Below are 26,264 nucleotides of genomic sequence, written 5' to 3'. Positions count from 1 at the left end.
ATGGGCGGGCCTAGCGAAAAGCTAGTCTTGGTGTCTCAAGCCGATAGACGAAAAGTAGCCTCAAAGCTATCGGCTTAATGATTATTTTATATTTGACCAGAATAACTTAATAAAGTAGTGTCACAAGCTACAACACACAAGATGTTATAAGAGTTCCCAATTCCGTCACATTGAGATAAATATCTTGATAAAAGATTAAAAATCTTTACACGCGATCGCTCGCGGGGGCTGCCAAGAGCTGTCGGGGATCCGGCTGGAGAGCCCGGTTAAAAACAAAATTGATTACTCACGAGCCACCAACTTTTCAACCCTCGCCAGAATTACTTCTAATTCAGCGATGATTTTTGTAGCCCCCTCCAAATCATTTGATTCTGCCCGACTTTGAAGCTGATCTGCCATATCGGGCATTAACCGCACCGCTGCCGTAGCGCTGACACCTTTAATTTGATGAGCGTGGCGGGCCAGTGTCTCCATATCTCCCGAGGCGATCGCCTCCTTAGCAGCTTCTAAATAACTAGCAGTATCCACCACAAAAGCTAGCAGTATTTCCCGCTCAAACTCTAAATCAGCGCCCGAAATTTCGTGCAAACGTGCCATATCGACTACCGATTCGATATCTGGCTCAGAATTTTGAAGTTCCTCGCCCTTAAACTTGGGAGTTTCAATTTTTAGCTTGGCGGACCAATTTTCTAGTACCGATTTTAACTTTTCAATCGAAATAGGTTTGCTAATATAATCGTCCATGCCCGCGGCCAGACACTTTTCGCGATCGCCCTTCAAAGCATTCGCAGTCATTGCAATCACCACCGTCTTTTGATGCAGCTTCATTTTTCCAGCAGCAACATCTGCCGCTTCTAGGCGGCGCAATTGCAGCGTTGCTTCGTAACCGTCCAAAATCGGCATCTGACAGTCCATCAACACAATGTCATACTTTTTCAGAGCAACCATAGATAGTGCCTCTGCACCATTATTGGCCACATCCGCCGCGCATCCCAAAACTCTGAGTTGATTGAGACCAACTTTTTGATTGATTGGAGTATCTTCAACTAACAAAATCTTTAAACTTGCTAAGTCCCGGTTGTCAATAGCTGAGGCTCGATTGGACGTTGGATTTGCTCGCGGCTCATCAATCAGCGTCATCGGGGCGATCGCGTTCGCCAAGCAATCAAATAGTCGGTGAGCTTTCACAGGTTTAGTTAAATACCCGCTAAAACCGCTATCTACCAAGCGTTTTGCCTCTGCAACCTGAGTCATTGAAGTCAGCACCACCCACTTTGTCTGCTGCATTGCAGGCTCAGAAATCCTCAAGCGTTCGAGACTTCCCGCCACCATTTCCGGCAACTGAATATCAACCAAAACAATATCGTAAGGGGAATTAACGCTGACAGCTTTGTACAGAGATGCGATCGTCATCCAACCGTTCTCAACCTCCTCAACCTCCATTCCCCACACAACAGCCATTCTCACTAACACTTTTCGCACTGTCGCCTTGTCGCTAGCAATTAACATTTTTCGCCCCGCCAGCACCGTTTCCAAATTCACTTCGCACGCTGTCCCTACAGCAGTTAAATTTTCCTTAACTGTCGGCACAGTAAACCAAAAAGTCGAGCCTTCGCCAGGGGTACTTTCCACACCGATTTGCCCACCCATTAACTCCACCAACTCCTTAGAAATAGCCAGACCCAAACCTGTGCCACCATATTTTCTTGTTGTAGAGGCATCAACTTGAGTAAAAGATTGAAACAGCTTTTTTTTATTTTCTGGAGCAATCCCAATTCCTGTATCTGTCACTTTAAACAACAGGAGCATCGACTCATTGTTTTCTATTTTTAACGGTTCGATATTCTCTAAAATTTTCTGAGTATCGCTGGCGGCCAATAACCCAGGATTACTAGCATTAGCAACCTCAATTACCACTTCTCCTGCTTCTGTAAACTTAATAGCATTGTTGATCAAATTAGTGAGTATTTGCCGCAACCGTGCTGCATCGCCTTTAATTTGCAGTGGCACGTCGCTGTCAATCAGTGCCACCACTTCTATACCTTTTTCTTGTGCGGGAGTTGCCAACAAATCCAGCACTTCATTCATACAGATACTCAGGTTAAATTCTAGTATTTCTAAGCGCATTTCTCCAGCTTCCAGTTTGGAGAGGTCTAGAATATCGTTAATAATCGATAGTAAATTTTGACCGCTGAGTTTCAGCGTCTGTACAAAGTCAAGCTGTTCGGGAGTAAGATTCGTTTTCAGCAGCAAATCCGTCATCCCCATCACTCCATTCATCGGAGTACGGATTTCGTGACTCATATTTGCTAAAAATAACGACTTCATTCGAGACGCTTCTAGGGCTGCTTCTCGGGCCTGCTGCGCTTGTTCAAAAAGAGTAGATTGCTGAATGGCGATCGCCAACTGCACGCTCAACCTTCCCAGCAAATCCATCTCAGAATCAGTCCAAACACGCGGAGCGCTGCACTGATGGGCAATCAGCAACCCCCACAACCGATTTTGACTCGTTTCCAAACTCCTTCCCGGCGGTTCAATTCGAGTTTCTGGCGAATATTCTGTTGCCAACTCCTGACTTTCATCGCCTATAAAAATTGGTACAACTAAATTAGCCCTTACCTGCAAACTAGCAAGTAAATCTCGGTGGTCCTCACTTAAGTTTGCCGTATCAATATCTGCCATTGCTTGAATTGTTCCTGCACTGTACAGCCATACATAGCTTTCCCCAAAGGATGTTCTTTGAACTTTTCTGCCCCGCAGGGGCATCCAATCATCCCCTACTGATTCCACAAGAACAACCGCTGTTTCCTCGGAATCAAAATGATAAATTATCGTGCGGTCAGTTGCCAGCAAATGCCGCACTTCTTGTACTGCTGTACTCAGAGTTTGAGTGAGGTTGAGAGACTGCCGGACTCGCTGGGCGATCGCCGAAACCAAGCGTTCTTGTTCTGCTTGTTCCCGTAGCATTCTCTCAGCTTTCTTGCGTTCGGTGACATCGCGAATTACCGCAGCAAAGCATAGGGGTTCGGTGGTTTGAGGGTGCTTGACCAGAAAAGCATTCATCACAACATCAATTGGTTGTCTGTTGCCCAAGTGCTGCATTTGACCTTCGCCTTGCCACTGGCCATGACTGATAATTGTTGGTAAAATTTCTGGACCGAATTTATGTTGGAAATAGGGCCCAATATAATCCCATATCTCCGTATAAAGCACTGCCGAAAGATTCTCTACACCCACCAGTTTTCGTCCGGCTTCGTTGACAAACAGTGTTTTGCCTTTCAGGGTAGCCATACCGATAAAATCGCTGCTGTTTTCAATCAGCGACACAAATTTTTGCCGTTCTTCTTCTCCTTTTTTGCGTTCGGTAATGTCGCGCTTGACGCAGACGTGACAAATTACATCATTGGCGTTGTTAATCACAGAGTATGCCGCAACGTCGATCGCCAGCGTCTGGCCTTTTTTAGTGCAGTTAGTAATTTCGCCCCGAAAACTTCCTGTTTTCGCTAAACTTTGGGCAATTGCCGAAAAACGCTCCCCCGCAACCAGTGGCGAAGCTTCTGCTTCTAATTCCGCGTCTGTGTATTCTAGAAGCGTTTGGTGAGCAAGATTTTGTTCGAGGAAAAACCCGTCAGCATCGATAATGACGATCGCATCATTGGAGTTTAAAAATATTTCTCGGTAAAGCTTTAGTTTTTCCTCAGCTCGCTTGCGTTCGGTTATGTCTCTTTTGACACTTACGTAACAAACTACATCTCCAGCATCATTGAGAACCGCAAAAGCCGAAACCTCCACCTCAACTGTTCCTTCTTGCACAGCCTTAATACAGGTCATTTCGCCTCGGTAACTCCCTGTTTCTGCCAAGCTTTGCATTACCGAGGCAAATGCCTGTTCTCCCATGTGAGTTGCAGGCGTTTTTCCCCACAATTTTGACGCGCTGTTACCCAGCAAAGCCGTGTGAGCTTGATTTGTTTCTAAGTAATAGCCTTGAGGGTCTAATATGGCGATCGCATCGTTGGATTTCAAAAAGATTTGTTGATAAAGTTGCAGCTTCCGTTCAGCTTGTTTCCGGGCGCTAATATCCGTGAACAAGCCGTAGTAAACTATCTCGCCCGATGCTTGGAATTCTGGCTGGGAAGCTCCTTGCACCCATTTAAGTTTTCCTGACGGAGTGACAATTCTTCCTTCCCACCGCCAAGGCTGCAAATTTTCAGCAGAAAGCGTCACCGAGTTGAGAAAATCATCTCGATCTTCGGGATGAATCATGTCAACAATTACATTAAAATCCTGCTGAGCCACCTCTGGTTCTATTTCATACAATTCTCGGCAGCCCGCGCTCACAAACGAGAAAGCCATCGAGCCGTCTGGATGCAAGTCAATTTGATATACCGTACCGGGTACGCTAGCAGTAATTTTTTGCAGTTTGGCTTGGCTTTGATTCCTCGCTTCATCTGTGACCTGCAATTGACCAATCTCTCTAGAAAAACCCAAAACCCCAAATATATTACCCTCTGCATCGCACAGCGGCACTTTTTGCGTATCAAAAACGTGCTGTTTGCCACTTTCAAAGGCGATCGCCTGGTAGGGATTGCGAACCCTCTCCCCAGCCAGCACAGCTCGATCTTCCTCGCGGACGCCCCTAATTTGGCTGTTGCGATCGCCAAATACTAATTCGGCTGAAAACCCTAATTCAATATCATCTTTGCCGAGAATTTCCTCAACATTTTTCCCCACATATTCAGCAAAACTTTGATTGACAAAAATGTATCTAAAGTTTCTATCTTTCGCAAAAACTCCGTCGGGGGCCTCGTCCATTACAGCCCGCAACAATAGTTCTTGACTTTCCGAATCCAGAGCAAAAATATTTTGGAATTTATCCTTGACACTGGTTGTTTTAGATGCTACTATCTTTAACTGTTTGGCGCCAATTTGAGCTACAGTGTGGAGCAAACAAAGGTGTTCCAAATTAAAAGCAGTTGCCTGCTCTGCACCAATGAAAAATACTGCCAACAATTCTTCACTTTCATCCAGGTTGGCTGGTGCCATCAATACCGACTGAAACTGAGCAATTGGTGGCGGAGTGATGTTGTGCGCCCAGTCCCGATTGCCAGCGAGCCATTCACTCCGAGCAGCTTGCAAGCGCCCTTCTATTTCGGCTTTGGCGCTAGCACTTAACGGCTGTAAGTGTTCCAGGTATATTCGATCGTCCGGTAGCGTCAAAATGGCGATCGCCTGTGTGGGAAGGAGGCGATCGAGATGTGCCAGACACGCAGACCAAATTTCCTCAACACTGAGAGCGGCTTGAACTTTTGCAGTAAGTTCGTTGAGAACTTGCAGTTCCAAGGTACGCTGGCGGACTTTTGCTTTGAGGCTGGCGGCTAGGATTTGCATAGTGCTCACCAAACTGGTTTGCTTATATTATAATTATTGATTTTTAAACTTTTTCAAACAATCATCTTAAAATACCTCCGCCGAAAAAACAACTTTTTTATATTGAAATTACCTTCTACCGATAAAAAAACAAGGGCGCGATCGGGAGCAAAGCGGCACCGCAAAGCACCTGCTTGGCTCCCGCAGCGAGATTAAACGGCGAAATTATCCCATTAAAATTACGTTATCGATCACATGGATCACACCGTTATCAGCTTCGATATCTGCCGCGACAACTGTGGCATTTTTCACCTCAAAACCGTCAGAACAATCAATTTTAATCGGCGAACCTTCCAAGGAAGTAACAAAACCGAGTTTGGCCAAATCAGCTTTCATAAACTTGCCGGAGACGACATGAAACATCAAAATCCTACTCAGTTGGGGAACGTTCTGCACTAGGGTGGTGATAGTTCCCGGTGGCAATTTCGCAAAAGCATCGTCCGTGGGTGCAAAGACAGTAAAAGGGCCTGGACTTTTGAGTGCGTCTACTAAATTAGCTACTTGCACGGCTGTTACGAGGGTTTGGAAGGAACCCGCACCTACGGCAATATCAACAATATCAGGCATTGTGTTTTACCTCATCTGGGAAAAAAGTTCTATTAAGTATCGTAAACTGAGGCGGGCAACAATACCTACTGTCTTTTTTGAAAAATTGGTAATTATTTTGTAGTCAGGACTTCAATCCTCACATTTTTGATGAGGACTTCAGTCCTCACTGCACACCTAATAATATAGGACTTACGCATGGGGGTCCAGAAACCGGGTTTATTACGAAAATACTTCGTTAAAACCCGTAGATTAGGTAAAAAACCCAGTTTCGAGGAGTCGGAGTGCGTAAGTCCTGTAATAGTTATTTTACCCGATATAATATTACTAACGCCTTGGCAATTTAACCGCGGGGTGCTTTTAAATTGCTGGCGATTGTGATACCAAATCCTCTGTTTCTAAATCTGCTACTTCAGCATTTAGGTTTTCTCCCTTGTGAATGCTAAAACTGCCGTACAAAATTGAAATTTCAAAAATATCCGTATGAATTAAAGCTGGTTTCCGGTGCGCGTCTTCACCCACATGAAAACCAATCAAATCAGCTAATGGTTCTTTTACTTCCTCTTCATCATGCACCTCCCACATAATTTCTCGGCAGTCTTGAAAAACTAAAGAGTAAGGCAATCGATCGCCTGTAGGATCGTAGATACATTCCAGTAATACTTCATTCCCCCACAAAGACACATCGACATTTTTCACGAGGGATGTAAGTCCACCTAAATTAAGCAAGTTGTAGTCATCAGGCATATTAATTACTCACTTTTTCTCCAGTAATGTGCGTATCAGGAATCTGATTGCCAAATTCATCGCGTGTTTGGAGTACCCTACCATCTTTGCCCAGACGCAAACCCCAGTTTATTCTTCTACCATCGGAGCCATATCGCGGTGCTGGCAGGCGAACAACTTCACTATTAGTGCGGATTATGACTTTTGACCTGTCGGAAAATTTGTATTCAACATAATTTCCTGAAGAAATTTGGCGTTGCTTAATCAGGGTATGAAAAAAATAAGTTGAAAATCCAGAAGCTTTGTAGATACTGGTTTCTAGGATTTGCATATTTAGTCTTTCATACCGTAAATCAGCAACGCCGAAATTTTTACCTTAGCACCCAATCCGCGCAAAAAATCATCGACTTCTTGGCGAGTCATCCCAATTAAGTCTCCAAAGTCAGATGCAATTCCATTTCCTCCAACTCCCGGACTCGGCACGCAAGTCTCCTCACCAACCATTGCATCTTCGAGTTTAGCACAGTTGCAGAATCGGAAAAAGGAAGTTCGGCAACGGATTCGCTTTCTGAAGATGTAACGGATGGATGGAAGAAGGAAGAAGGAAGAAGGAAGAAGAAGGATAAAGGAAGAATCATTCCTCAAACTCGCAATGGCCAATGCTTTTAGGTCCAATTTTCAATTCCCAATGACCAATTATCAATTCCCAAAACAAATAGGGGGTGCCTTGCGCACCCCTACTAATTAACTAAAACTAACTAAAGTAGGAAACAATTATTAGCCGCCAATTTGAACTTTCACGACGCGGTTCTTTTCTGCTTCCGCTTTAGGCAAATTCAGGTGCAAAACTCCATTTTTGTACTCAGCTTCTACGCTGTCATTTTGAACCCGTGCGGGTAGGGGAATCACCCGGCGGAACGAACCGTAACGGAACTCAGAGCGAGTCATGCCTTTATCTTCACTCTTAGTTTCCTGACGGCGTTCGCCGCTAATAGCAACCGCTTCTGCGGTTACTTGTACGTCCAAATCCTTAGCTTCCATGCCCGGAACTTCTAATTTAAGGTGGATGGCTTCGGGAGTTTCATCGAGTTCGGCGGCGGGTAGAAAAGCAACACCGTTAGATGCGCGATCTGTTGCCGGTGACAAGCTATCAAACAACCGATTCATTTCTCTTTGCAAGGAGTCCCTTTCCCGCAAAGGTTCCCAACGAATAAGTGCCATAACTAATACCTCGACTATCTGAAGTGTTGATGGTTGAGAAACACTTGACTCAACCTGTATTTAATATATTCCAGCTCCAGAAATAGGGGGATTCGGTTTTCCGCAAAAAGGGCGATCGCATTTCCGAACATTCGCGATCGGTATTGTAAAATCATCCCCGGTGCGGGTATCCGAGCCAACCAGAACCCAGCAATTTTAGATTTTAGATTCGAGCCAGGAATTCCCATCTAAGAATCTAAAATCGAAGATTCGATTAACTCCACCGCGAATGCTGATAAGAAGCGTAGGTATCAAACAAAGCACCCACCAAACCAAAAGTTAGACCAATGACGAAAAAGCCCTGAAGGGGACAGCCGCTGCCGAAAGTAGCTAAGAACTGCAAAATCAGGTCTTCTCCAGAACGACCAACTCCTTGGAGAGCAGGCACGAAGCCGATCAGCAAAAAGCTAGTCAATCCCGCGCCGATTAACAATACGGGGGCGACAAAGCTCAACAGGCTGGTCAGCAGTACAGAGCGAAGAAAATTGGGAAAAATGCTCATAAGAGTCAGTAAATTCAGCTAAACTGCCGAAAGGTGCAAGCAAACAAAACTTGTCCTTTTCTACGATAGGCAGCGATCGCCCTCAGCGGCCAATTATGTCAAAAATCTTAAATCTTAGAGAAGAAAGTTGTTTAAGATTTGTAGATAGATTTCATTTTTGGCAGTTGTTCTACACTCGAAATCCCTTGAGCACAACTACACCATCGAGCATCAGTTTGTGGAGTCAGCGGTTGCTGGCAGCAATTTTATTGGGCGGCCAAGTCATGCTGCACTTGCTGAAGGGCAAAATTCACCGCCGCAACACCCTCGACCAAATGGCAGCAGTCGGCCCGGAATCTCTGCTGATTGCTTTGCTGACTGCGGGTTTTGTCGGCATGGTATTTACTATTCAGGTAGCGAGGGAATTTATTAACCTCGGGGCCGGCAATGTCGTCGGTGGCGTTTTAGCTTTGTCTTTGACTCGCGAGCTCGGCCCCGTCTTAACAGCCGTCATCGTGACGGGACGGGTAGGTTCGGCTTTTGCAGCGGAAATCGGCACGATGCAGGTAACAGAACAGATAGATGCCCTGCTGATGCTCAGAACAGACCCGATCGACTATTTAGTAATTCCCCGCGTCCTTGCTTGCTGCTTGATGCTGCCAATTTTAACCATCATGTGTCTCGTCACCGGCATCGTCGGCGGACTGCTGATTGCTACGACAATGTACGGCATCTCTCAAAGCGTGTTTTTAGAATCAGTCCGCAATTTCCTGAGTCTGTGGGATATTTGCAGCGCGGCAATTAAGGCTTTTGTATTCGGTGGCTTGATTGCTGTAATCGGCACTAGCTGGGGTTTGACCACCACCGGCGGGGCAAAAGGCGTCGGTCAATCGACTACTACGGCGGTGGTGACGGCTTTACTGGCTATTTTTATTGTGAACTTTTTCCTGACTTGGCTGATGTTTCAGGGGACGGGCTCTAGCGTACTCAAAGGCTTGTAAGCTAGGAAACATATAAAATATGAATAATCGGCAACATTCGTTTACTACCCTTGATTTAAACCCGTGAATAACACTGCCTCTTCGACTGCGCCGACAAGTACGATCGAACTCGCTCCGAGTTATGCGATTCCCCTAGTCTTGGTACTGGCGGCCCTACCGCTGCTGTTCGTTCAGAAGTGGGTGAGTTTGCCGCTTTCTGTGTTCGGCTTGTTTCTGATGTACCAAGCCGCCACCCTCCGGCTGCAATTTACCCCAACAGATTTGGATATTTATCGAAAGTCCAACTTAATCCGCCGCTTTCCTTACCGAGAATGGCAAAATTGGCGGATATTTTGGCCCGCTGTGCCGATTTTGTTTTATTTCAAAGAAATTAACAGCATTCACTTTCTGCCGGTTCTGTTCGATCGTAAAATGCTACAGACCTGCTTAGAACAGCGCTGTCCCCGTCAAGACTAAAAAAGTTGTTAATTTTAAATTTTTAACTTTTCCATGCCCACGCCGAACAAAATTTCCCATGAATTCAGACGAATCTCCAACCCAAGAACCGCAATCACAACCAGCCGCCCCAAGCGGTGACGGCGAAGTCGATTTACCCGTGAATGAGACGGAGTATCAGCTTCCATCTCAAACAGAGGATTTGTGGCTCGACCAAAATGAAATGCCAGCCCAACTCCCGCCAGAAACAGACCCGCCGCTGGGCGAGGAAGATGCCGAAATCGCCCAATTCGTGGACGAAGCAGGCGCAATCGCCCAAATTCCGCCCAACACCGACGATGGCGAATCAGAAAGTCCGATCGCTCAAATCGATCCTCCAACAGACTCCCAGGCAACAGCAACCGCAGAAACGGTAACGCCCATCCCAGAAAATGTTACCGAACAGTTGGCCCAGAGAGTCAAAGAATTGCAGCAGCAAGAACAAGCTTTGACAGAAAAAATTGCCGGCTTGGAAGCCGACAAAGCCAATGCTATAGAAGCGTTGGGCCAGGCTCAAGCATCGATCGGGCGTTTGGTACAAGACGGCTTGATTCAATTAGATCAGCGCAAACAAGCGCTACAAATCGAAGTAGAAAAACTCGAACGCCGGCGCGATCGAATTCAAAAGGAAATGCGAACCACTTTTGCCGGCGTTTCCCAAGATTTGGCCATTCGAGTCCAGGGTTTCAAAGACTATCTAGTAGGCAGTTTGCAGGATTTGGCCGCCACCGCCGAACTCTTAGATTTGACGCCACCGGCGCAAGAGACACCCAAGCAAATTCCTGCTGAGGAGTCTCAATCCTCAGCACCAGTAAACCCCAAATTTGCCGAACAGGGATTTCAAGAACAAGCCAAACAAATTCGCCGCACCCTCGATCAATACCGCACTCTCCCTGACTACTACGGCCCGCCTTGGCAACTTCGCCGGACTTTTGAACCCATCCACGCAGAACGAGTTTCTAACTGGTTTTTCACCCAAGGAGGAAGGGGTGCTTTGCGGACTATGGGTTCGCGCTTGCAAAATATCTTGATTACTTCGACTATTATTTCTGTACTCAGAAGCGTATACGGTGGACGGGTGCGGACTTTGGTGCTCGCCAACAGTCCCGAACGTTTGGGAGAGTGGCGCCGGGGTTTGCAGGACTGTTTGGGCATTACTCGCAGCGATTTTGGCCCAGAACGGGGGATTATTATGTTTGAGTCTGCGGAGGCTTTGGCTCAAAAAGCTGATCGACTGGTGAAAGATGGCAAATTGCCACTAATTGTCATTGATGAAACTGAGGATTTAATTAGTTTGTCAATCCTGCAATTTCCGTTATGGCTAGCATTTGCTGCCGATCCGCAAACTTTAATGGCTGCTAAGGATTTTTGATTGGCTAATTGGTAATTGCTAATTAGTAATTGCTAATTAGCAATTATCCTAGGGGAAAGGTGGCAAATTTTAAAAGTACACGAAATCTCAAAGTAAAAAATGACTAGCTGGATAATTTTAAATGGCGCACTGCTAATAGCAGCTTATCTGCTGGGTTCGATTCCGACGGGGTACGCCTTGGGGAAATGGATGCTGGGAATTGATATTCGACAGGTTGGTTCGGGTTCGACGGGTGCGACTAACGTACTGAGGACTTTGGGGAAGTGGCCGGGGTTGGGGGTGTTGCTGGTTGACGTGTTGAAGGGGGTAAGCGCGATCGTCCTAATCCGCTACATTTATTCTCTCAGTTTTACCCAGCAGCTAGCAACCGCCGCAGGTTTAGAAAATACTGCAACTGTCATGCCTTGGATGGCAACTTTGGCGGGTTTCTCTGCTGTTTTGGGTCACAGCAAATCAATCTGGCTGGGGTTTACGGGCGGTAAATCGGTGGCGACGAGTTTGGGAGTTTTGCTTGGTTTGTATTGGCCAGTTGGTTTGGGGACTTTCGGAATTTTCGGGATAGTATTTGCGGTATCGCGAATTGTTTCTTTAAGTTCGATTATCGGGGCAATTAGCGTTGCTGGATTGATGTTTGCTTTACATCAGCCGCTGGCTTATGTATTGTTTGGAATTGCGGGCGGTGTATTTGTAATTGTGCGGCACCGGAGCAATATTCAGCGTTTGTTGAACGGTACTGAACCGAGGATTGGGGAGAAATTGGAAACAGCAGCTAGCGATTGATCGGTAGTATTGTTGTACCGCTGGTTGCAGATTACCATTTCTATGTCCAATCTTCGATTTAAGCTTTTGCAGGAGGCTTTGCAGCGCATTCTACAGCTTAGAATCCCTGAGCAGAGATAATACTCCCTTGAATCTCAGCCACACTTACATTTGCCACAAAGCCTACTATGTCGCCGGAATTCCTAACTTTAATTAGAGTGCCTTGACTCTGTATCGGTTGAGGATCGAATACACCTGGCGCGAAAACTTGATTGAAACTTTCTGGTGCATCAAACCCCAATAAGAGTGTCACGTTTGTCACGTATTGCAAGTCTACATCGCTAGCAGTCAAACCGCCTGCCAATCCAATTCGATCGGCACCTACTCTGAAACCGGCAATAGCATCGGCATTATTGACATCTGTAACTCCGGGTTCTGCTTGGAGGACGTACAAGTTGCTGCCCCCGATTTTGATTGAATTATTTTCATTCAAGGCGGCTAAAAAGTCGCGACCCAAACCTCCCACCAGAGTGTCATTTCCGTTACCGCTGGCTAAGAAATCATTGCCTCTACCGCCCAAGAGAATATCGTTTCCCGCATCACCCGCAAGCAAATCTGCATCTTGACCGCCGCTGAGAGAGTCATTTCCCTCATTTCCTTCCAGTAGATCTATTCCTTTTCCCCCAAATAAAGAATCGTTGCCCAACTCCCCGCTGATAAGATCTTCCCCTTCATTGCCAAATATCAAATCATTAGCTGTTGAGCCGGTGACTAGATCGTCACCTTCGAGCATCCATACTCCTGAAGGGAAATTAGTTACACCTCCGAATCTGGAATTATCGATGAATAAATCAACTGATTCCGATGTATTGTCGCCAACTAAGCGAGGCACTCCTGCGGGGTCTCTTTGTAAAGCCATAAAATATTTTCTCCCTAAAATCTCAGATGCCAAGATTATTAAATAATCCACTCTCAAAATCAATTCATATATTCATAACTTTGAGTTCATAAAAGTCATAACTTTGAGTTCATAAAAATCATATTTGTGGTACGATCGACACCAACGGGTGCAGCGAGTCGAGGGAAGGGAACAATTTATGTGTCTGAATGCAGGGGATATTCTGCGCGATCGCTACCAAATTATCGGTCAATTAGGTGAGGGAGGATTTGCCACAACCTATACGGCTAACGACGCTTTAGGCCACCCCGAAAATCCCCTGTGCGTCGTCGTCAAGGAAATTGGGCAGCCTCAATCTAACGATCCGCGACTGTTGGAGTCCGCACGACAGCAATTTGAAAAAGAAGCTAAAACCCTGCTGCATCTAAAAGATAAATGTCCGCGCATTCCCGCGTTAATCGATCGCTGTGAAGAAAATGGAAATTTTTACTTAATTCAAGAATACATAGAAGGAGAGCCGCTGAGCCAAGAACTCAGTGACGGCAAAAAATTAACAGAACAACAAGTCATCGATCTATTGCTGGATATTTTAGAGGTTTTAGATTGCGTCCACTCTCAAAATATTATTCACCGCGATATTAAACCGTCCAACTTAATCCGGCGGCAACTAGACGGCAAAATTGCAGCGATCGATTTTGGGGGAGTAAAAGCGATCCGCAGTTTGGCGATGGAGTCGGGGAACATCACTCAAACTCGCGCCGTTGGTACAGAGGGTTATATGCCGGCCGAACAGTGGAAAAATCAGCCGAGATTTAACAGCGATATCTATGCCGCAGGAATCGTCGGCATTCAAGCGATCGCAGGTTTAGATATTGAAGAAATTTTTACTCATAAAAAAACTTGCGAACTCGTATGGCGCTATGCAACACACGATCGCCCGATCGTACAAATTAGCGATAAGCTGGAAAAAATTTTAAACAAGATGGTACGCTACCACTTTAACCATCGCTATCAATCCGCTGCTGAGGTGTTGGAGGAGTTGCGTGAAGCGAAGCTATGCCGTAAGGAATCGCTGGCGGTTGAGAGTGCGACAGTGGAAGTGGAAGATGCGATCGCCAGTTACAGCAAAACACCTTCCCCCCCAAAGCCTCCACCCTACCCAGATGGTTTAAGTGCCGGAGAAAAAATTCTCTTTACAAGTTCTCGTCCTCGGTTAAAGCAAAGAGGAATTATAGAATTTGCAGCTTCAAATTCAGAACAAGCTTTTAATTTATTCAAAGAATCGTGGCAGAAAGAATTCGACAAAGATCCAGAAACTTTAATTTACACGAACAATGCTTTTCTGGAGGTCAGCAACGCTCGTTATTACACAATTGCTGTAGTCCTTTCCATTTGTCGTAGAAATCCAGACTGTTTTTCTCAGCTTGGCGAGCAGGCGAAAGAATATCTGCGCGGAGTGGCTCAAGCGCAAACAGAAGTTAATTTGGGAGTGGCCAATTCTAGCGATCGAGACTTTCCCGGTCGAGGTTTTTTACCGAGTAAAGCCATTAACGGCAAAGGACTTAAAGTCATTATTGCTGACGATGCGAACGATGAAGAGGAGGCAAAAGAAAGAGCACTTTCACTGGTAAATCAACCGGATATTTTAGCAGTTGTAGGTCACGCTAGCAGCGAGATGACGATGCACACTGTAGATATTTACAATAACAATAATTTGGTTTTGATGTCTCCGGGTGCAGCCACGGAAGAGCTGACAGATGAGCCTAAAGAAAATTTCTTTCGGACTCCATATACGACCAGTTTAATCGCTAGAGATTTAGCGGACTACCTCCTAGCAAAAAATCAAAAACAAGCAGCAATTTTATACAATCCGGGAAGCCCATTCGGCGCATCTTTTGTGGAAGATTACACAAACTATTTTCGAGATGTCGGAGGGGGAGAAATAGTCTGGATTCGCAATTTCGATTTATTAAAAAAGGACTTCAACGCCGAAAGAGCGATCGAGGAAATCCAGGCAAAGGGAGAAACTGCGATCGTGCTAGTTCCAGACCCCCATCATACGAGATCCCTAGACAGCGCATTTGACATAATAAAACTTAACGGATCTCGCAATTGGATTGTCGGCGCATGGATGCTGATGTGTCCGCAAATGTTAGAACTGGCATCCCAGCAACCGCAAAAGTTGTTTAAAAAACTAATCTTTTCTGTGGGCTGGCATCCTTTAAACAGTCCCGATAGAGCATTTCCCCAGCAGGCTCGATCGCTGTGGGGAGAAGAGGGAAATACTCGTATAGCTTCAGCTTACGATGCAGCGCGCGCACTCATAAAAGCATTGGAAATGCAGCTAAAACCCAGTCGCGAAGGAATGCAAAAAATGCTTTCATCTCATGATTTTAGTGCTTGGGGAGCAACAGGAACCATTCAGTTTAACTCGCCGACAAATGGCGATCGCAAAAATCCTCCCAGGGATTTAGTACATATTGTAGAATGTCCAAAAGAGCAGTTCGGCCTCGCTTTTGTTCCCGTCAAGTATTCGACAGCGGCAGCGGCAGGTTTAAATTGCGATTGAACTCATTTCTGATTGTTTCTGTGCGTTATTCCTGACTTATTTACCTAATTCTTGAGAACGCAAACAAGCTGCTTTCACTGCTTCGATTAGGGCCGATCGAAAGCCGTTACTCTCTAATTTAGCAATTCCGGCAATAGTTGTGCCACCGGGACTTGTAACTCGATCTTTCAATTCTGCTGGGTGCATTCCTGTTTCTTGCAACAGTTTCGCTGTACCGAATACTGTTTGCAAAGCTAATTGAGAGGCGATCGCCCGTGGCAAACCCGCACAAACCCCCCCATCTGTCAAGGCCTCAATCAAAATTGCTACATAACCAGGCCCGGAACCCGAAAGCCCAGTCACCGCATCGAGCATACTCTCAGGTACTTCTACCACTTCTCCCACGGCCTGAAAGATGCGCTTTACTAATTCTAAATCAGCCGGTTGCACGAGTTTTCCCGGAGCGATCGCGCTCATTCCCGCCCCCACCGTCGCCGGAGTATTCGGCATCACCCGCAGCACTCCCCGCCCGGGAAAAGCTGGTTCTAGCTTGCTCAGTGGCACTCCTGCCAAAATCGACACTACCAGCGCTTCTGGCTGGGAATTAGCCGTTTCTCCATTATTTCCCTGTTTGCGATCGCCTGCCACGGCCAATTCCAAAGCTACCGTATCAAAAACTTGCGGTTTAATCGCCAAAAACAGCACTTCTGTAGCGGCAGCAACTTCTAGATTGCTGGCTGTTGTTCCAATCCCGTATTTGTTAGTCAAAAATTCGCGGCGCTTTACCCCAGGCTCGCTCACCAATATTTCTGAAGGCAAATAAACTTTTTGTGCAATTAAGCGGGATAAGAGAGCTTCCCCCATTACCCCGCCGCCGATCGTACCAAATTTTATGTTAGTCATTAGTCATTAGTCACTTGTCACTTTTGAGTTATCAGTTGTCAGTTGTCAGTTGTCAGTTGTCATTGGTTACTTAGTTGTTAGCTAATGTTATTAATCCGCAGTGTTTATTCCACAGTTATTAGTTGTTAACTATTGACTACTGATTACTAACTACTGACTACTGACTACTGACTACTCACCACTGTCAACTGACTACTAACTACTCACTACTGAGCGATGGGAGCTTGTTCTGCCGGCCAGACTGTCGGTGCAGGAGCAGCAGCACGGGGCCGTCCTTGAGCAGGAGGCACTTCGTGAACCACACCAGACTGAGTTCTCACCTGCACGCAGCTAGGCGTAAACAAGAAAATACTTTCGCCAATTCGCTCTTGATGACCGTCAAGGGCATAAGTACCGCCCGCCACAAAGTCCACAGCTCTTTGCGCTTGGTCTGGGTCCATCACCGTCAGGTTCAAAACCACAGACTTGCGTTCCTTAAGGGCTCGAATTGCTGCCGGCATCTCTTCAAAAGTGCGCGGCTCCATTACTACTACTTCCGAAATCCCGTTCATAGCTCCAGGCATTCCTATCACGTTATTCATTACTGACCCTACTCCCCCGGTTGGTGCAACGACATCCATACCTGTCGATCCTACTACTGACCGCTCTCGCATTCTACGATTTTGACGACGTTCTTCTTCGGCTGCTGCGACGGCAGCGGCGTTGGGTTCAGGCGCTTGGTAGAAGTTCTGATAGCGCTCCCCTTCCGTTTCGTCGTACACGTCATCGTACTCAGGCTCATTGTTGATGCCTACAAAATCTCGCAGTTTAGAAAAAATATTCATGATTCACGCTCCTTCACGACTTTGCTGCCCCGACTATACTCGCGTTGCGCGTTAGTCGCGGGTGGCTGACTATTCTATATTTAACCCAAATTGTCTTTATCAGAAGATTTCAATTACTTATCCCCTCCTAGAGCCAAATAAGGTTTGTCCTAGCCGTACCATAGTAGCACCTGCTTGAATTGCCAAATGATAATCTCCCGACATCCCCATCGAGAGCTGCTGCATTTGAATGGAAGGCAAGTTTTGCTGCTGGATTTTCTGTGCAAGTTCGCGGGTGCTGTTAAATAATTCTAGGATTTGCGAGTCATCTAATCCCAGCGGAGGAATTGTCATCAAACCTTGAATTTTGATATGCTGACATTTGTTGAGTTCTGGAAGGTCGGCAAGCAGTTCTGGAACGCTCCAGCCGTATTTGTCCGGGTCTGGCAACATTTTGACTTGCAGGCAGACTTGGGGAGAGCAGGACTGTTCGCCCGCCAAGCGCGAAAGTCGCTGAGCGATTTTTAAATTGTCGAGAGAGTGAATCCACTGGAAATGCTCTAGGGCTTTGGCGGCTTTGTTGGCTTGCAAGTGGCCGATCAAGTGCCAGTTGATATCCGGTAAATCTTGCAGTTGGCTTTGTTTTTCGGCAGCCTCTTGAACCTTACTCTCGCCAAAATCCCGGATACCGGCGTCGTATGCTTCGCGGATAGCATCAGTCGGTACCTGTTTGGTAACGGCAATTAACCGCACTGAGTCCGGCAACCGTTGGCGAATGCTGTTAATTCGAGAGGCTATGGTCATGGGTACTCAACGCTCTTGACGGGAGGGAAGGAAAATTAAGACAGTTACCAATTACAAAATTACTGATTTTCGTTATTGAAATGTGCGCTGGTGAATGGTCTGCAATTGGTCGTACTCTTGATATTGACCGCTGCGACGCAGGGTTCGCAGGCGAATTTCGACCATGAGGCGAGCGTCGGAGCGGCTGATTGGTTCAAATCTCAGCCCGCCTGGGCCGTTTGTCACCAAAAAAAACAGGCGCTGGGCGTATAGGGTGGTAAATAATTCTTGGCTGTCTTCAACCTGGGATACCCTGAAGAGGAGGCCAAAGTTTGGATGATTCAGGTAAGTTTCGGTAGTCATTCACGCTCACAATCGATCAATTTTAGATTAAAGATTTAGATTTTAGATTTTAGTTTCGCTCGATCGCCCGACGGCGTTGTTTGACGGCGGGGTACAAAGAGCGATCGCCGTAGCCGTGCAATAGTCTCCGTCGTGGCTGAGGCTCAATTGCCACTGGCAATTTCCCCAAACAGAGGCTTGTGCTGCTGCGGTTCCGTGGAGTTGCACGTTGGGAGCACCGTTTTCGGAGCGCCGAATTTCCACATCTGCATACCGTATTCCCCGCCATCCCGTCCCTAGAGCTTTGACAACGGCTTCTTTTGCTGCCCAGCGCCCTGCTAGTTGGTTGCAGGAAACTCGATTCATTTTACCTTTAATGCTGCTGTGTTGAGAATTTAGTGACCTACAATCCCTTTGTTCGGCGGGCGTGTAAACTTTTTCGAGGAAGCGATCGCCAAACCGGTCTAATGCGGCTTGTATGCGCGGAACATATACGATATCTGTCCCAAGATAGATGTTCAAGGTCTTGGTTCTCTAAATATTTTTCTCCATTACTTTAGCAGGACTGTCGCGCACCAGACAAAACTTACTCAAATTTAGGCCCGCGATCCAAACCCCGCTCGAATCAGTCCTTGTCAATTCTTCAATCTCAAATCTAATCAATCAATCAATCTAAAATCTAAAATCTTAACTGTCCCAACCCCAAACCAAGCGGGCGCTCCAGAGGACGAGCAAGCAGCCGAGGGCGATCCAGTCTCGGATTTTCAATTGCAACTGGTGCCATTCTACACGGTGTCGATCGGGACTGGTGAAGCCACGAACTTTCATGGCGCTGGCTATTTGTTCAGCTCGCAGCAGTAAGTTTTCTAACAGCCGCTCGGCGATCATCAACCAAACTTGAGCGGCGCGGCGAAATCCTAGTTTTTTCCAGTTTATGGCTCTAGTGCTGACCGATCGCACTAAATTTTGTATTTCTTCCAATACTAGGGGAATGAATCGCAAAGATAAAGTTAATGTTAAGGCTATTTCGGTAACAGGCCAGTTCAAGCGGCGCAGAGGCTGCATTAAGTTTTCAATCGCGGCGGTGATTTCTTCGCTGGCTGTGGTGAGAAGGTAGAGGTTGGTGCTGTAAATTACTGTGAAAAATAAGGTGCTGACGTTGATAGCTAAATCTAGGGATTTGCGGGTGATTTTAATCGGACCTTGTTTGAATACAACGTAACGGTAGTTTGTGGGTTGGGGGAGTTGATTTGGGCTTTGGGCTTTGGAATTGGGGATTGGGGAGTTTGAGCCTAAGTTAAAAGGTTTGTACCAGGGTTTGGGCTGTTGACGGGGTGGAAGAGTTGCGGGCTGTTGGGAAAAGGTTAATTCGTCGGCGGGGATGCGGGGCTGGTGCTCTGAGGGGAGTCCGTCGGGGGCGATCGCGCTGAGGCAAAATACTAAAATGCAGAATAGCAGCAGCATTCCCATTTGCTGTTTCCACACCCGCAAGGGAATTGCTGCGGTTAGTGTCAGTACGATTAACATTCCTACTAGCATCAAGCGCCAGATGGGATTGGCGAGTATTGGCGCAATCAGAAATGTCATCAACCAGGCTAGTTTTACGCGGGAGTCTAGCCGGTGAAGCCAGGTTACGGGTTGTTCTAGGTAGAGTCCAATAGGGAGCGATCGAAGTAAATCCATCTTGAATATTTTAGATTTTAGATTTTAGATTTTAAGTTGTTTGATTTCGGATTGTCTGATTGTTGGATTGTTGGGTTGTTTGATTGCTTGATTGCTTGATTGTTTGATTTTTTAATTTAGGATTTGGATTGTTTAATTTTTTGGCTATTTTGGTTAAAAACTTGAGATTTTTTCATTTTCGATTACCTGTGGGATTTTTCGCCATTAATTTTTTGATTGATGCAACTGTTATTACTAAAATTTCATTCGTTTCTGAGATGATAGTTTTCAAATTAGTTACCTCTACTAATTTAGTTTCAACTATCAGCTCCATCTAGTAAAGACATTCATCTGCTTCTTCTTCCACTATTCTGAGTTTGGCAATTAAGTCTGCTATTTATCTAGCGCGACAAGCTCCTCGATAGTTAGCCCCTACAGAAGTTCCTGAACGAATTAACTGCTTGCCAAGTATTTCAGAAACGGTATTTTTGGGCAGTGAACTTACTAGCTTAATAACTCTTCATGCTAGAGCCTTCGTTCTTTATTTAAACTCTTGTTCGTCCAGCTTGGGATTTGAGATTTGAGATTTTTTCATTTGGGATTGAAGATGGTTAATTTTCGATTGGTATTTGACATTTGGAGTTGGCAATTGTTGGATTTTTGATGAAAGAAAAAAACGCAATTCATTAATTTTATCATTAAATTGCGTTTTTTCTTCAATCAAAAATCCCAAATCCAAAATCCCAAATTACTTGACGCGCAGTGCTCTGTTTGTTGTACTCATTTCTGTGGCACGAACTTTTTTGCCTCTCCAAAGTAGTCGCATTGGTGTACCGGTAAAGCCTAGGTGTTTGCGGAATTGGCTTTCCATGTAGCGGCGGTAATTTTCGGTGAAGCGTTTGGGATCGTTGACAAATAGGGCGATTGTCGGTGGCTGCGATCGCACTTGAGTACCGTAATAGATTTTGCCTTGTTTTCCTTGGCGGGTAACTGGGGCTGAGTGCCAGCTTGTGGCTTCTTCTATGACTTCGTTAATCACGGCGGTAGTGACGCGGCGCTTGTGTTCGTCGGAGGCTTTGTCTACTAATTCAATGATTTTTTCAACTCGCTGTCCAGTCATGGCGCTAACAAAAATCATTTCCGCCCAGTCGAGGAAATAAAGTCTGGTTCTTACTTCTCTTTCATACTCGTAGATGGTGTCGGAGTCTTTTTCTACGGCGTCCCATTTGTTGACGACTATGATGCAAGCGCGACCTTCTTGGCTGATGCGATCGGCTAATTTTTGGTCTTGATCCGTAACCCCGTCAATTGCGTCAATTACTAGCAGTATGACATTGGCGCGGCGGATAGCTTTGAAAGCGCGGTTGATGCCGAAAAATTCTGCACCGTATTCAACGTTTTTCTTTTTGCGAATGCCTGCCGTGTCAATCAGCCGGTAGGTTTGACCGTTGCGTTCTACTAAGGTGTCGATCGCGTCGCGGGTTGTGCCGGAAATCGGGCTGACTATAGCGCGGTTTTCTCCGAGAAATGCGTTTAACAAACTCGATTTGCCGACGTTGGGACGACCGATAATTGCTACTTTAATTTCCTCAACTTCTGGTAATACTTCGGTGGGAAGGTAAGTAATTAATTTGTCAAGCAATTCGCCGGTGCCGTTGCCGTGAATGCCGGAAATTGGGTAAGGTTCTCCGAGTCCCAATTGCCAAAAGTCGGCTGCTTGGGTGAGTCCTGTATTTTCCGATTCGCATTTGTTGACGGCGAGAATGACTGGGACTTTTTGCAGTCTCAGCCAAGATGCGATCGCTTCGTCGCCGCCGGTGAGTCCGGTTTTTCCGTCTACTACGAAAATGGCTGCGCTGGCTTCTGCGAGGGCCGCCATTGCTTGTTCGCGAATTAAAGGCAGAAATTCTGTTTCGTCGTCGAATACTAGCCCGCCGGTATCTACGACTTGATATTCTCGATCGCCCCAGTATGCTGGTCTGTAAGTGCGATCGCGCGTGATTCCTGGTTCGTCGTGGACGATCGCGTCTTGGGTGTTGGCTAAACGGTTGACGATCGTCGATTTGCCTACATTGGGGCGTCCAATAATAGCAACTATAGGTAGAGACATAAAAGTAGCAGCAATTAGGCTGCGCCGTAATTTTGAGGTTTAGTCTTGTATTGTAAGCTAATCTGACCGGAATTTTATAGATTGAGCCTCTGTTTCTGTCTTTTCATGCTGTAAACGGTGTTTTACCGATCGCCCGTTTAAACATTGAACCCTAAAAAATAGGCACAGCCTATGGATCTGCATTCCCAGCCCGACTCTGAGAATTAGAAATAAAACTTAAATAACTCAACAAATCATCTCATGTGTGGTAATTCTTTGATGATTGTGAAGGTAGATATAGGATTTTAGCGATCGGCTATTATTGAAAATAAGCAGGAGTTTAGTTTTTGACCAAAGCTTAAAACAGCAGCTTAAAAATGGAAACTAAATTTCCCTCAAAGCTCAACAAATTAGGTGGTAATATGGCTGTTCTGCAACTAGAAGACGGTAGAACATATACGGATATCCGGGCGATCGCCAGTCAACTGGCAGTTTTAAATATTGAGATCGATTCCCGGCCCACAAACGAAAATCCGGCGTTTCAAGAACTGCTCGTTCAAGACATTCTCAATGTTACAGAAAAACAGCAGATTCTCGCAGCCTTTAATAGCGAGTTTGAACAGTTCAAGCGCGCCAGCGGATATCGGTGGTGCGACTTAAAAGTGCTGCATCCAGGTTCGCAGCAGATTTACGCGCTGATGACTCAAAGCGATCGCACTCATACCCACACAGATGCAGAAGTTCTTCACATTTTAGCTGGGGAATGCGTTTTTGGGTTTGTGTATTCTAACGGCTCTCAGGTACAATTAATGCTGCAAGCTGAAGAATACATTAAAGTGCCTGCCAATACCGAACATTGGTTTTATCTCACTCCGTCGCTGTACTTGAAAGCCTTGCAGTATTACACCACTGCTCAAGGCTGGGTTCCTCAATATACTAACAGGAAACTAAAAATTAAAAATTAAGAGCCAGAAGAAGAGGGGAAATTTGTAGAGGAGGAAGAAGAAGATGAAACAGAATTGGGTGACTTACTATCAAGCGGTGGAAGGTCGCCCGCCGCATGAAACTTTGCTGAAAGCCTTGTCAATTTTTGACACGGAACCGTTGCTCGATCGTCCTCGATTCGCTGTAGATTTAGGCTGTGGCGATGGACGAGATACGGTGGAACTCCTGCGTCGAGGCTGGCGGGTTTTAGCGATTGACAGGGAACAAAATGCCTTCGATCGCCTGCTGGATCGTCCGATTCAACGCGATCTGCTGCAAACTCAATTGATGCGTTTTGAAACCTTAACTTTGCCTCAATCGATCGATCTAATCAATGCCAGTTTTTGCCTTCCTTTTTGTCAGCCCGCCGATTTCCCCCATCTTTGGGAAACGATCGTGAAATCGCTAAATCCAGGAGGATATTTCTGCGGTCAATTGTTTGGCGATCGCGACTCATGGGCTGTTTATCCCGATCGCACTCATCATACTCGCGAACAAATTCAAGTGCTGCTAAAGTCCTTTGAGATTGAGTGGTTTGACGAAGAAGAACATCCTGGAGTAACGGCGCTAGGCGAGGAAAAACACTGGCATATTTTTCACATTGTTGCTCGTAAGAGAGATTAATATATATAGTGCCGACTGCTTAAAGAAGTCGGCACTCTCTTGAAGTCTGAGTTTTGGAAAAGTTGCAGATCGTTTTTACTGAATTTTTAGGAATTTACCGTTAAATTAGCTTCCTAATTGCTAAGAAATAAGGTGACTAATAGAGCAATAGTTTACCTTGGATCAAGGCTTCTGGGGTTTAATTGTGCAAGGTATTGATTGTTCATTCCTTAGTATTGAACCTTTCTGATTTTTTAAATGCTCTCCGCTTTATTAGGTGCGGCCATTTCAATTTCTTCGCAACGTTGCAAAAGCGCTTCTATTTCCTGGGCTAAAAAAATTACTTCCGGCCAAGAAGAACCGTTAATTAAATCTTGAGCGTGAGCTAATTTGTTTCTCAATGCTTCTGCTGACTTTAAAAAACGCTCCCCGTAGCGTTTGGATTTGAGCCCCAGCCGATCGACTATTTCAGCAGAAGTCAGGATTAAATCTCGCTTGTCGCAGAATTGCAGGTAATCGATTAAGTCAATTGCTTCATTTCGCGATCGCCCCAATTCCCAAAGGTGTTTTGCGGCTAAGATACGATCGCCCTTAAGCAATTTTTGCCAAGAATCCTGGGGAAAGTAAATCCGCACGATTCGCAATAAATTCATTTCCAGAAGCGTCACCAATCCAAACAGCAGCATCCGCACCGGTGCTTTTTGCAAATCGCCACAGGTAACGATCCCGTTGATCCTGTTGCTTTCTAATACAAATAATCTCGGTTTTTCTCGCAGCAGCGGCAGCAATTCCATCAAAGGAGTCGAAGCAGCGATTAATTGTGAGGGGTGAAAAATTTGCTGGTAGTCACTGCACTTCCCTTTACCTAAGTGCGATCGTTCTACATAGCCGCAAACCGTGCCGTTTTCTTCGATACCGAGCACGTCAAAATCGCGGGCTTCCATCCACGATCGTAATTTGGCTGCATCATCGCAAGCGGGGACAGATTTCAACGGTTCCGCGAGGTATTTAACTGTAATGCTGTCTTTGAATAAATCCCGCAAGTCGGCGGAACTTGATTTTAAATGTTTCATCTCATGTCCGGTAATTTCATGGATCGTTGCCCGACAAAGTGACAATTCATATTTTAACTGCAAGTAGAGACGCGGCATTACCGTGGGAGAATATCAGTTTTGTAAAAAGCGTTTTTTAGCAGTGCGAACCTCCCCCTTGAACTCCTGTAAAATCTAAGCTGAGATGCTGCCTTACCGTGTCTCTAAAGATTTCATGATATTACTTACTGGCTAATTCCGGGCAATAATGGTTGGCGGCAAGAGTGGTAATAATATCGGCATCCGCCAGAAAACTTTCTTTGAGACTTGGATTTTCGATACTGACAGCTTGCCCGATCGCTCTTAATTTAAATTCCGGCAGAGAAAGGCCAGATTTTGCTTCCGCACACATTCTTTTAGCGGCCGCAATTTTTTGACCGGGCGCCCTTTGGATTGCTTGCAATAAATTATCTGTTGCTTCGGGAGAGTAGCTTTTTGCTAAGCGTTTGTAGTCTTCGATAAATTTCCCATCGTTTCCTGTCAGCTTAATGTCTGATTCTTGAGGCGAACACAACAAATTTAAGTTAATTACTTCTCCCGCTGAATTGACAATAAAACATCCTTCGCGTTCTTGGGCAATCGCGCTTTGGTTGCTGGGTACAAATTGTATAATAACGGCGGACAGAACAGCAGTTAAACGCGAGTAATTTAGCATGGGAATTACGTGATATACTTGGGATTTTTAACCGTATAATGCGGAGCAATATGGCGTTTTTGAGTTAGAGCGAGTGCCGGAAATTAACCGACGAAATACTTGGAAAAGCTAGTTTCACCAACACTCTCTAATTTCTACTAAAAATCGGCATACATAAACCAGCCCCGACTAACCGACAAGAAATCATTGCAGGAAAATCAACCGACATAATATCAGACGAACATTTCGTTGTCTAGGGAAGTTTTCATTAACAGCAAACATCCCCCTTGTGTGAGGGGCGAATGTGTGGAACCGGGAAGGGCTCGAATGTAGTCGCCTTGATGGCAAATTTCCCCTTCTACAATTAAGTCTCCTTCTAATACAAGCACTTCCTCGGAGGCAGCGTGTCGGTGCATGGGAAAAGTTACTCCAGGTTCTAGTCGCATCAAGCAGGTAATTTCGCGCTTTGTTTTGTCAATGTAAAGCTTGCCGAACGAAACTCCCGGAACTCCATAAGATTTCCATTTGACATCCTGCGATCGCACGATTAAAGATGGAGCATTGTTCTCTGTTGGGGAGGTAACAATTGGCTTTATATTGGCTGATTCTGCCGGGGTTGGCTGGTGTTCGGCTATGCGCTGGAACAGGCGGTTTTTGAGGTCGGGTGCGACGGGAACTGGGGGGACTGTGTAGGCGATCGCGGCAATTGTGGCTTCAAAAGCCACTAATTCACTTTTAAGTTCTGCGAACTCTTTCAATCTCTCTGCAAATGCGCCACGTTCTGACTCGTCGAGGGTATCGAGAGCTTGAAGGGCTGCAAGGATGATAGACTCCTCGTCTGGCATCATTTCCATCTATTTTCCGCCATTAATTGTAAT

The 26,264-nt window shown here is 45.8% G+C and carries 28 protein-coding genes; 7 read left to right on the top strand and 21 right to left on the bottom strand.

All coding sequences use genetic code 11. The features are described from left to right. Window positions 1–282 precede the first annotated feature (282 nt). The 8 genes from QUA27_RS00565 to QUA27_RS00530 all read right to left on the bottom strand — a co-directional run bounded on the left by QUA27_RS00565 (window position 283) and on the right by QUA27_RS00530 (window position 8,461). Window positions 283–5,388 (bottom strand): PAS domain-containing hybrid sensor histidine kinase/response regulator, encoded by a 5,106-nt coding sequence (locus QUA27_RS00565; protein WP_333065665.1) that lies wholly within the window; start codon window positions 5,386–5,388, stop codon window positions 283–285. A gap of 204 nt (window positions 5,389–5,592) precedes the next feature. Beyond that, a complete protein-coding gene (locus tag QUA27_RS00560; protein WP_194011615.1) occupies window positions 5,593–5,994 on the bottom strand; it encodes a CO2 hydration-associated protein CupS in 402 nt (133 codons plus the stop codon). 339 nt (window positions 5,995–6,333) lie between these two features. After that, complete coding sequence (locus tag QUA27_RS00555) at window positions 6,334–6,720, bottom strand: hypothetical protein (RefSeq protein ID WP_333065663.1); 387 nt, start codon at window positions 6,718–6,720, stop codon at window positions 6,334–6,336. 1 nt (window position 6,721) lies between these two features. Then, window positions 6,722–7,030, bottom strand: a complete 309-nt coding sequence (locus QUA27_RS00550; RefSeq protein ID WP_333065661.1) for a hypothetical protein — start codon at window positions 7,028–7,030, stop codon at window positions 6,722–6,724. A gap of 2 nt (window positions 7,031–7,032) precedes the next feature. Then, window positions 7,033–7,203 carry a hypothetical protein gene (locus QUA27_RS00545; protein WP_333065660.1) on the bottom strand — a complete coding sequence of 57 codons (171 nt, stop codon included), beginning with the start codon at window positions 7,201–7,203 and terminating at the stop codon, window positions 7,033–7,035. 273 nt (window positions 7,204–7,476) lie between these two features. Continuing rightward, entirely contained in the window at window positions 7,477–7,920 is a 444-nt protein-coding gene (locus tag QUA27_RS00540; protein ID WP_333065659.1) for an Hsp20/alpha crystallin family protein, read from the bottom strand. Between the two features lie 14 nt (window positions 7,921–7,934). Then, window positions 7,935–8,147, bottom strand: coding sequence for a hypothetical protein (locus tag QUA27_RS00535; protein WP_333065658.1), 213 nt, complete (start codon window positions 8,145–8,147; stop codon window positions 7,935–7,937). A 26-nt stretch (window positions 8,148–8,173) separates the two neighbouring features. Then, window positions 8,174–8,461, bottom strand: coding sequence for a hypothetical protein (locus QUA27_RS00530; RefSeq protein WP_333065657.1), 288 nt, complete (start codon window positions 8,459–8,461; stop codon window positions 8,174–8,176). Window positions 8,462–8,646: 185 nt separating this feature from the next. On the opposite strand from QUA27_RS00530, the gene QUA27_RS00525 reads away from it, so the two are divergent. The 4 genes from QUA27_RS00525 to plsY all read left to right on the top strand — a co-directional run bounded on the left by QUA27_RS00525 (window position 8,647) and on the right by plsY (window position 12,067). After that, entirely contained in the window at window positions 8,647–9,441 is a 795-nt protein-coding gene (locus QUA27_RS00525; RefSeq protein ID WP_333065656.1) for an MlaE family lipid ABC transporter permease subunit, read from the top strand. Window positions 9,442–9,504: 63 nt separating this feature from the next. After that, complete coding sequence (locus tag QUA27_RS00520; RefSeq protein WP_333065654.1) at window positions 9,505–9,897, top strand: DUF3119 family protein; 393 nt, start codon at window positions 9,505–9,507, stop codon at window positions 9,895–9,897. Between the two features lie 58 nt (window positions 9,898–9,955). Further along, on the top strand, window positions 9,956–11,287 hold the full coding sequence (locus QUA27_RS00515) for a DUF3086 domain-containing protein (protein ID WP_333065653.1): 1,332 nt from the start codon (window positions 9,956–9,958) through the stop codon (window positions 11,285–11,287). Window positions 11,288–11,386: 99 nt separating this feature from the next. After that, the gene (gene plsY, locus QUA27_RS00510) at window positions 11,387–12,067 is read left to right on the top strand and encodes a glycerol-3-phosphate 1-O-acyltransferase PlsY (RefSeq protein WP_333065651.1); all 681 of its coding nucleotides are present in this window, start codon (window positions 11,387–11,389) and stop codon (window positions 12,065–12,067) included. 97 nt (window positions 12,068–12,164) lie between these two features. Here plsY and QUA27_RS00505 read toward each other — a convergent pair whose 3' ends face one another. Further along, the gene (locus tag QUA27_RS00505) at window positions 12,165–12,965 is read right to left on the bottom strand and encodes a calcium-binding protein (protein ID WP_333065650.1); all 801 of its coding nucleotides are present in this window, start codon (window positions 12,963–12,965) and stop codon (window positions 12,165–12,167) included. A gap of 124 nt (window positions 12,966–13,089) precedes the next feature. Here QUA27_RS00505 and QUA27_RS00500 point away from each other — a divergent pair, with 124 nt between their 5' ends. Further along, a complete protein-coding gene (locus QUA27_RS00500) occupies window positions 13,090–15,513 on the top strand; it encodes a bifunctional serine/threonine-protein kinase/ABC transporter substrate-binding protein (RefSeq protein ID WP_333065649.1) in 2,424 nt (807 codons plus the stop codon). 36 nt (window positions 15,514–15,549) lie between these two features. On the opposite strand, the gene proC is transcribed toward QUA27_RS00500, so the two are convergent. The 9 genes from proC to der all read right to left on the bottom strand — a co-directional run bounded on the left by proC (window position 15,550) and on the right by der (window position 22,095). After that, window positions 15,550–16,395: a pyrroline-5-carboxylate reductase gene (gene proC, locus QUA27_RS00495; RefSeq protein ID WP_333065647.1), complete on the bottom strand. Its 846-nt coding sequence runs from the start codon at window positions 16,393–16,395 to the stop codon at window positions 15,550–15,552. A 206-nt stretch (window positions 16,396–16,601) separates the two neighbouring features. Beyond that, window positions 16,602–17,219 (bottom strand): cell division protein SepF, encoded by a 618-nt coding sequence (locus tag QUA27_RS00490; protein WP_333065646.1) that lies wholly within the window; start codon window positions 17,217–17,219, stop codon window positions 16,602–16,604. Between the two features lie 117 nt (window positions 17,220–17,336). Continuing rightward, window positions 17,337–18,002: a YggS family pyridoxal phosphate-dependent enzyme gene (locus tag QUA27_RS00485; protein WP_333065643.1), complete on the bottom strand. Its 666-nt coding sequence runs from the start codon at window positions 18,000–18,002 to the stop codon at window positions 17,337–17,339. 72 nt (window positions 18,003–18,074) lie between these two features. Beyond that, window positions 18,075–18,344 carry a transcriptional coactivator PipX gene (gene pipX, locus QUA27_RS00480; RefSeq protein ID WP_006634205.1) on the bottom strand — a complete coding sequence of 90 codons (270 nt, stop codon included), beginning with the start codon at window positions 18,342–18,344 and terminating at the stop codon, window positions 18,075–18,077. A 42-nt stretch (window positions 18,345–18,386) separates the two neighbouring features. After that, window positions 18,387–18,845 (bottom strand): holo-ACP synthase, encoded by a 459-nt coding sequence (gene acpS / locus QUA27_RS00475; RefSeq protein ID WP_333065641.1) that lies wholly within the window; start codon window positions 18,843–18,845, stop codon window positions 18,387–18,389. A gap of 165 nt (window positions 18,846–19,010) precedes the next feature. Further along, window positions 19,011–20,006, bottom strand: a complete 996-nt coding sequence (locus tag QUA27_RS00470; RefSeq protein WP_333065640.1) for an energy-coupling factor transporter transmembrane component T family protein — start codon at window positions 20,004–20,006, stop codon at window positions 19,011–19,013. A gap of 376 nt (window positions 20,007–20,382) precedes the next feature. After that, on the bottom strand, window positions 20,383–20,499 hold the full coding sequence (locus tag QUA27_RS00465; RefSeq protein WP_333065930.1) for a four helix bundle protein: 117 nt from the start codon (window positions 20,497–20,499) through the stop codon (window positions 20,383–20,385). A gap of 27 nt (window positions 20,500–20,526) precedes the next feature. After that, window positions 20,527–20,709: a hypothetical protein gene (locus tag QUA27_RS00460; RefSeq protein ID WP_333065639.1), complete on the bottom strand. Its 183-nt coding sequence runs from the start codon at window positions 20,707–20,709 to the stop codon at window positions 20,527–20,529. Window positions 20,710–20,733: 24 nt separating this feature from the next. Continuing rightward, window positions 20,734–22,095, bottom strand: a complete 1,362-nt coding sequence (der, locus tag QUA27_RS00455) for a ribosome biogenesis GTPase Der (RefSeq protein WP_333065638.1) — start codon at window positions 22,093–22,095, stop codon at window positions 20,734–20,736. A gap of 356 nt (window positions 22,096–22,451) precedes the next feature. Here der and QUA27_RS00450 point away from each other — a divergent pair, with 356 nt between their 5' ends. Together QUA27_RS00450 and QUA27_RS00445 are read left to right on the top strand one after the other, a co-directional pair. Then, window positions 22,452–23,039: an acireductone dioxygenase gene (locus QUA27_RS00450; RefSeq protein ID WP_333065637.1), complete on the top strand. Its 588-nt coding sequence runs from the start codon at window positions 22,452–22,454 to the stop codon at window positions 23,037–23,039. A 43-nt stretch (window positions 23,040–23,082) separates the two neighbouring features. Then, window positions 23,083–23,682 (top strand): class I SAM-dependent methyltransferase, encoded by a 600-nt coding sequence (locus tag QUA27_RS00445; RefSeq protein ID WP_333065635.1) that lies wholly within the window; start codon window positions 23,083–23,085, stop codon window positions 23,680–23,682. A gap of 233 nt (window positions 23,683–23,915) precedes the next feature. Here QUA27_RS00445 and QUA27_RS00440 read toward each other — a convergent pair whose 3' ends face one another. From QUA27_RS00440 to QUA27_RS00430, 3 genes are all read right to left on the bottom strand, one after another. Next, window positions 23,916–24,812 (bottom strand): hypothetical protein, encoded by an 897-nt coding sequence (locus QUA27_RS00440; RefSeq protein ID WP_333065634.1) that lies wholly within the window; start codon window positions 24,810–24,812, stop codon window positions 23,916–23,918. Between the two features lie 121 nt (window positions 24,813–24,933). Then, window positions 24,934–25,407, bottom strand: a complete 474-nt coding sequence (locus QUA27_RS00435) for a DUF732 domain-containing protein (RefSeq protein ID WP_333065633.1) — start codon at window positions 25,405–25,407, stop codon at window positions 24,934–24,936. Between the two features lie 212 nt (window positions 25,408–25,619). After that, window positions 25,620–26,240, bottom strand: coding sequence for a cupin domain-containing protein (locus QUA27_RS00430; RefSeq protein ID WP_333065632.1), 621 nt, complete (start codon window positions 26,238–26,240; stop codon window positions 25,620–25,622). Window positions 26,241–26,264 lie beyond the last annotated feature (24 nt).

Source organism: Microcoleus harperi Pol14_C6, from assembly GCF_036701295.1.
GTDB lineage: Bacteria > Cyanobacteriota > Cyanobacteriia > Cyanobacteriales > Microcoleaceae > Microcoleus.
Note: the sequence above shows the minus strand (reverse complement) of the source record. Positions and strands in the feature narration are given on the sequence as shown.

Excerpts from the sequence above, each read along its gene's own strand:
- QUA27_RS00505 (WP_333065650.1), bottom strand. The coding sequence starts at position 12,965 with ATGGCTTTACAAAGAGACCCCGCAGGAGTGCCTCGCTTAGTTGGCGAC.
- QUA27_RS00530 (WP_333065657.1), bottom strand. The coding sequence starts at position 8,461 with ATGAGCATTTTTCCCAATTTTCTTCGCTCTGTACTGCTGACCAGCCTG.
- QUA27_RS00450 (WP_333065637.1), top strand. The coding sequence starts at position 22,452 with ATGGAAACTAAATTTCCCTCAAAGCTCAACAAATTAGGTGGTAATATG.
- QUA27_RS00490 (WP_333065646.1), bottom strand. The coding sequence starts at position 17,219 with ATGAATATTTTTTCTAAACTGCGAGATTTTGTAGGCATCAACAATGAG.
- QUA27_RS00565 (WP_333065665.1), bottom strand. The coding sequence starts at position 5,388 with ATGCAAATCCTAGCCGCCAGCCTCAAAGCAAAAGTCCGCCAGCGTACC.
- QUA27_RS00545 (WP_333065660.1), bottom strand. The coding sequence starts at position 7,203 with ATGGTTGGTGAGGAGACTTGCGTGCCGAGTCCGGGAGTTGGAGGAAAT.
- QUA27_RS00435 (WP_333065633.1), bottom strand. The coding sequence starts at position 25,407 with ATGCTAAATTACTCGCGTTTAACTGCTGTTCTGTCCGCCGTTATTATA.
- proC (WP_333065647.1), bottom strand. The coding sequence starts at position 16,395 with ATGACTAACATAAAATTTGGTACGATCGGCGGCGGGGTAATGGGGGAA.
- QUA27_RS00485 (WP_333065643.1), bottom strand. The coding sequence starts at position 18,002 with ATGACCATAGCCTCTCGAATTAACAGCATTCGCCAACGGTTGCCGGAC.
- QUA27_RS00540 (WP_333065659.1), bottom strand. The coding sequence starts at position 7,920 with ATGGCACTTATTCGTTGGGAACCTTTGCGGGAAAGGGACTCCTTGCAA.
- QUA27_RS00470 (WP_333065640.1), bottom strand. The coding sequence starts at position 20,006 with ATGGATTTACTTCGATCGCTCCCTATTGGACTCTACCTAGAACAACCC.
- QUA27_RS00430 (WP_333065632.1), bottom strand. The coding sequence starts at position 26,240 with ATGGAAATGATGCCAGACGAGGAGTCTATCATCCTTGCAGCCCTTCAA.
- QUA27_RS00515 (WP_333065653.1), top strand. The coding sequence starts at position 9,956 with ATGAATTCAGACGAATCTCCAACCCAAGAACCGCAATCACAACCAGCC.
- QUA27_RS00440 (WP_333065634.1), bottom strand. The coding sequence starts at position 24,812 with ATGCCGCGTCTCTACTTGCAGTTAAAATATGAATTGTCACTTTGTCGG.
- plsY (WP_333065651.1), top strand. The coding sequence starts at position 11,387 with ATGACTAGCTGGATAATTTTAAATGGCGCACTGCTAATAGCAGCTTAT.
- QUA27_RS00555 (WP_333065663.1), bottom strand. The coding sequence starts at position 6,720 with ATGCCTGATGACTACAACTTGCTTAATTTAGGTGGACTTACATCCCTC.
- QUA27_RS00535 (WP_333065658.1), bottom strand. The coding sequence starts at position 8,147 with ATGGGAATTCCTGGCTCGAATCTAAAATCTAAAATTGCTGGGTTCTGG.
- der (WP_333065638.1), bottom strand. The coding sequence starts at position 22,095 with ATGTCTCTACCTATAGTTGCTATTATTGGACGCCCCAATGTAGGCAAA.
- QUA27_RS00550 (WP_333065661.1), bottom strand. The coding sequence starts at position 7,030 with ATGCAAATCCTAGAAACCAGTATCTACAAAGCTTCTGGATTTTCAACT.
- QUA27_RS00560 (WP_194011615.1), bottom strand. The coding sequence starts at position 5,994 with ATGCCTGATATTGTTGATATTGCCGTAGGTGCGGGTTCCTTCCAAACC.
- QUA27_RS00445 (WP_333065635.1), top strand. The coding sequence starts at position 23,083 with ATGAAACAGAATTGGGTGACTTACTATCAAGCGGTGGAAGGTCGCCCG.
- pipX (WP_006634205.1), bottom strand. The coding sequence starts at position 18,344 with ATGACTACCGAAACTTACCTGAATCATCCAAACTTTGGCCTCCTCTTC.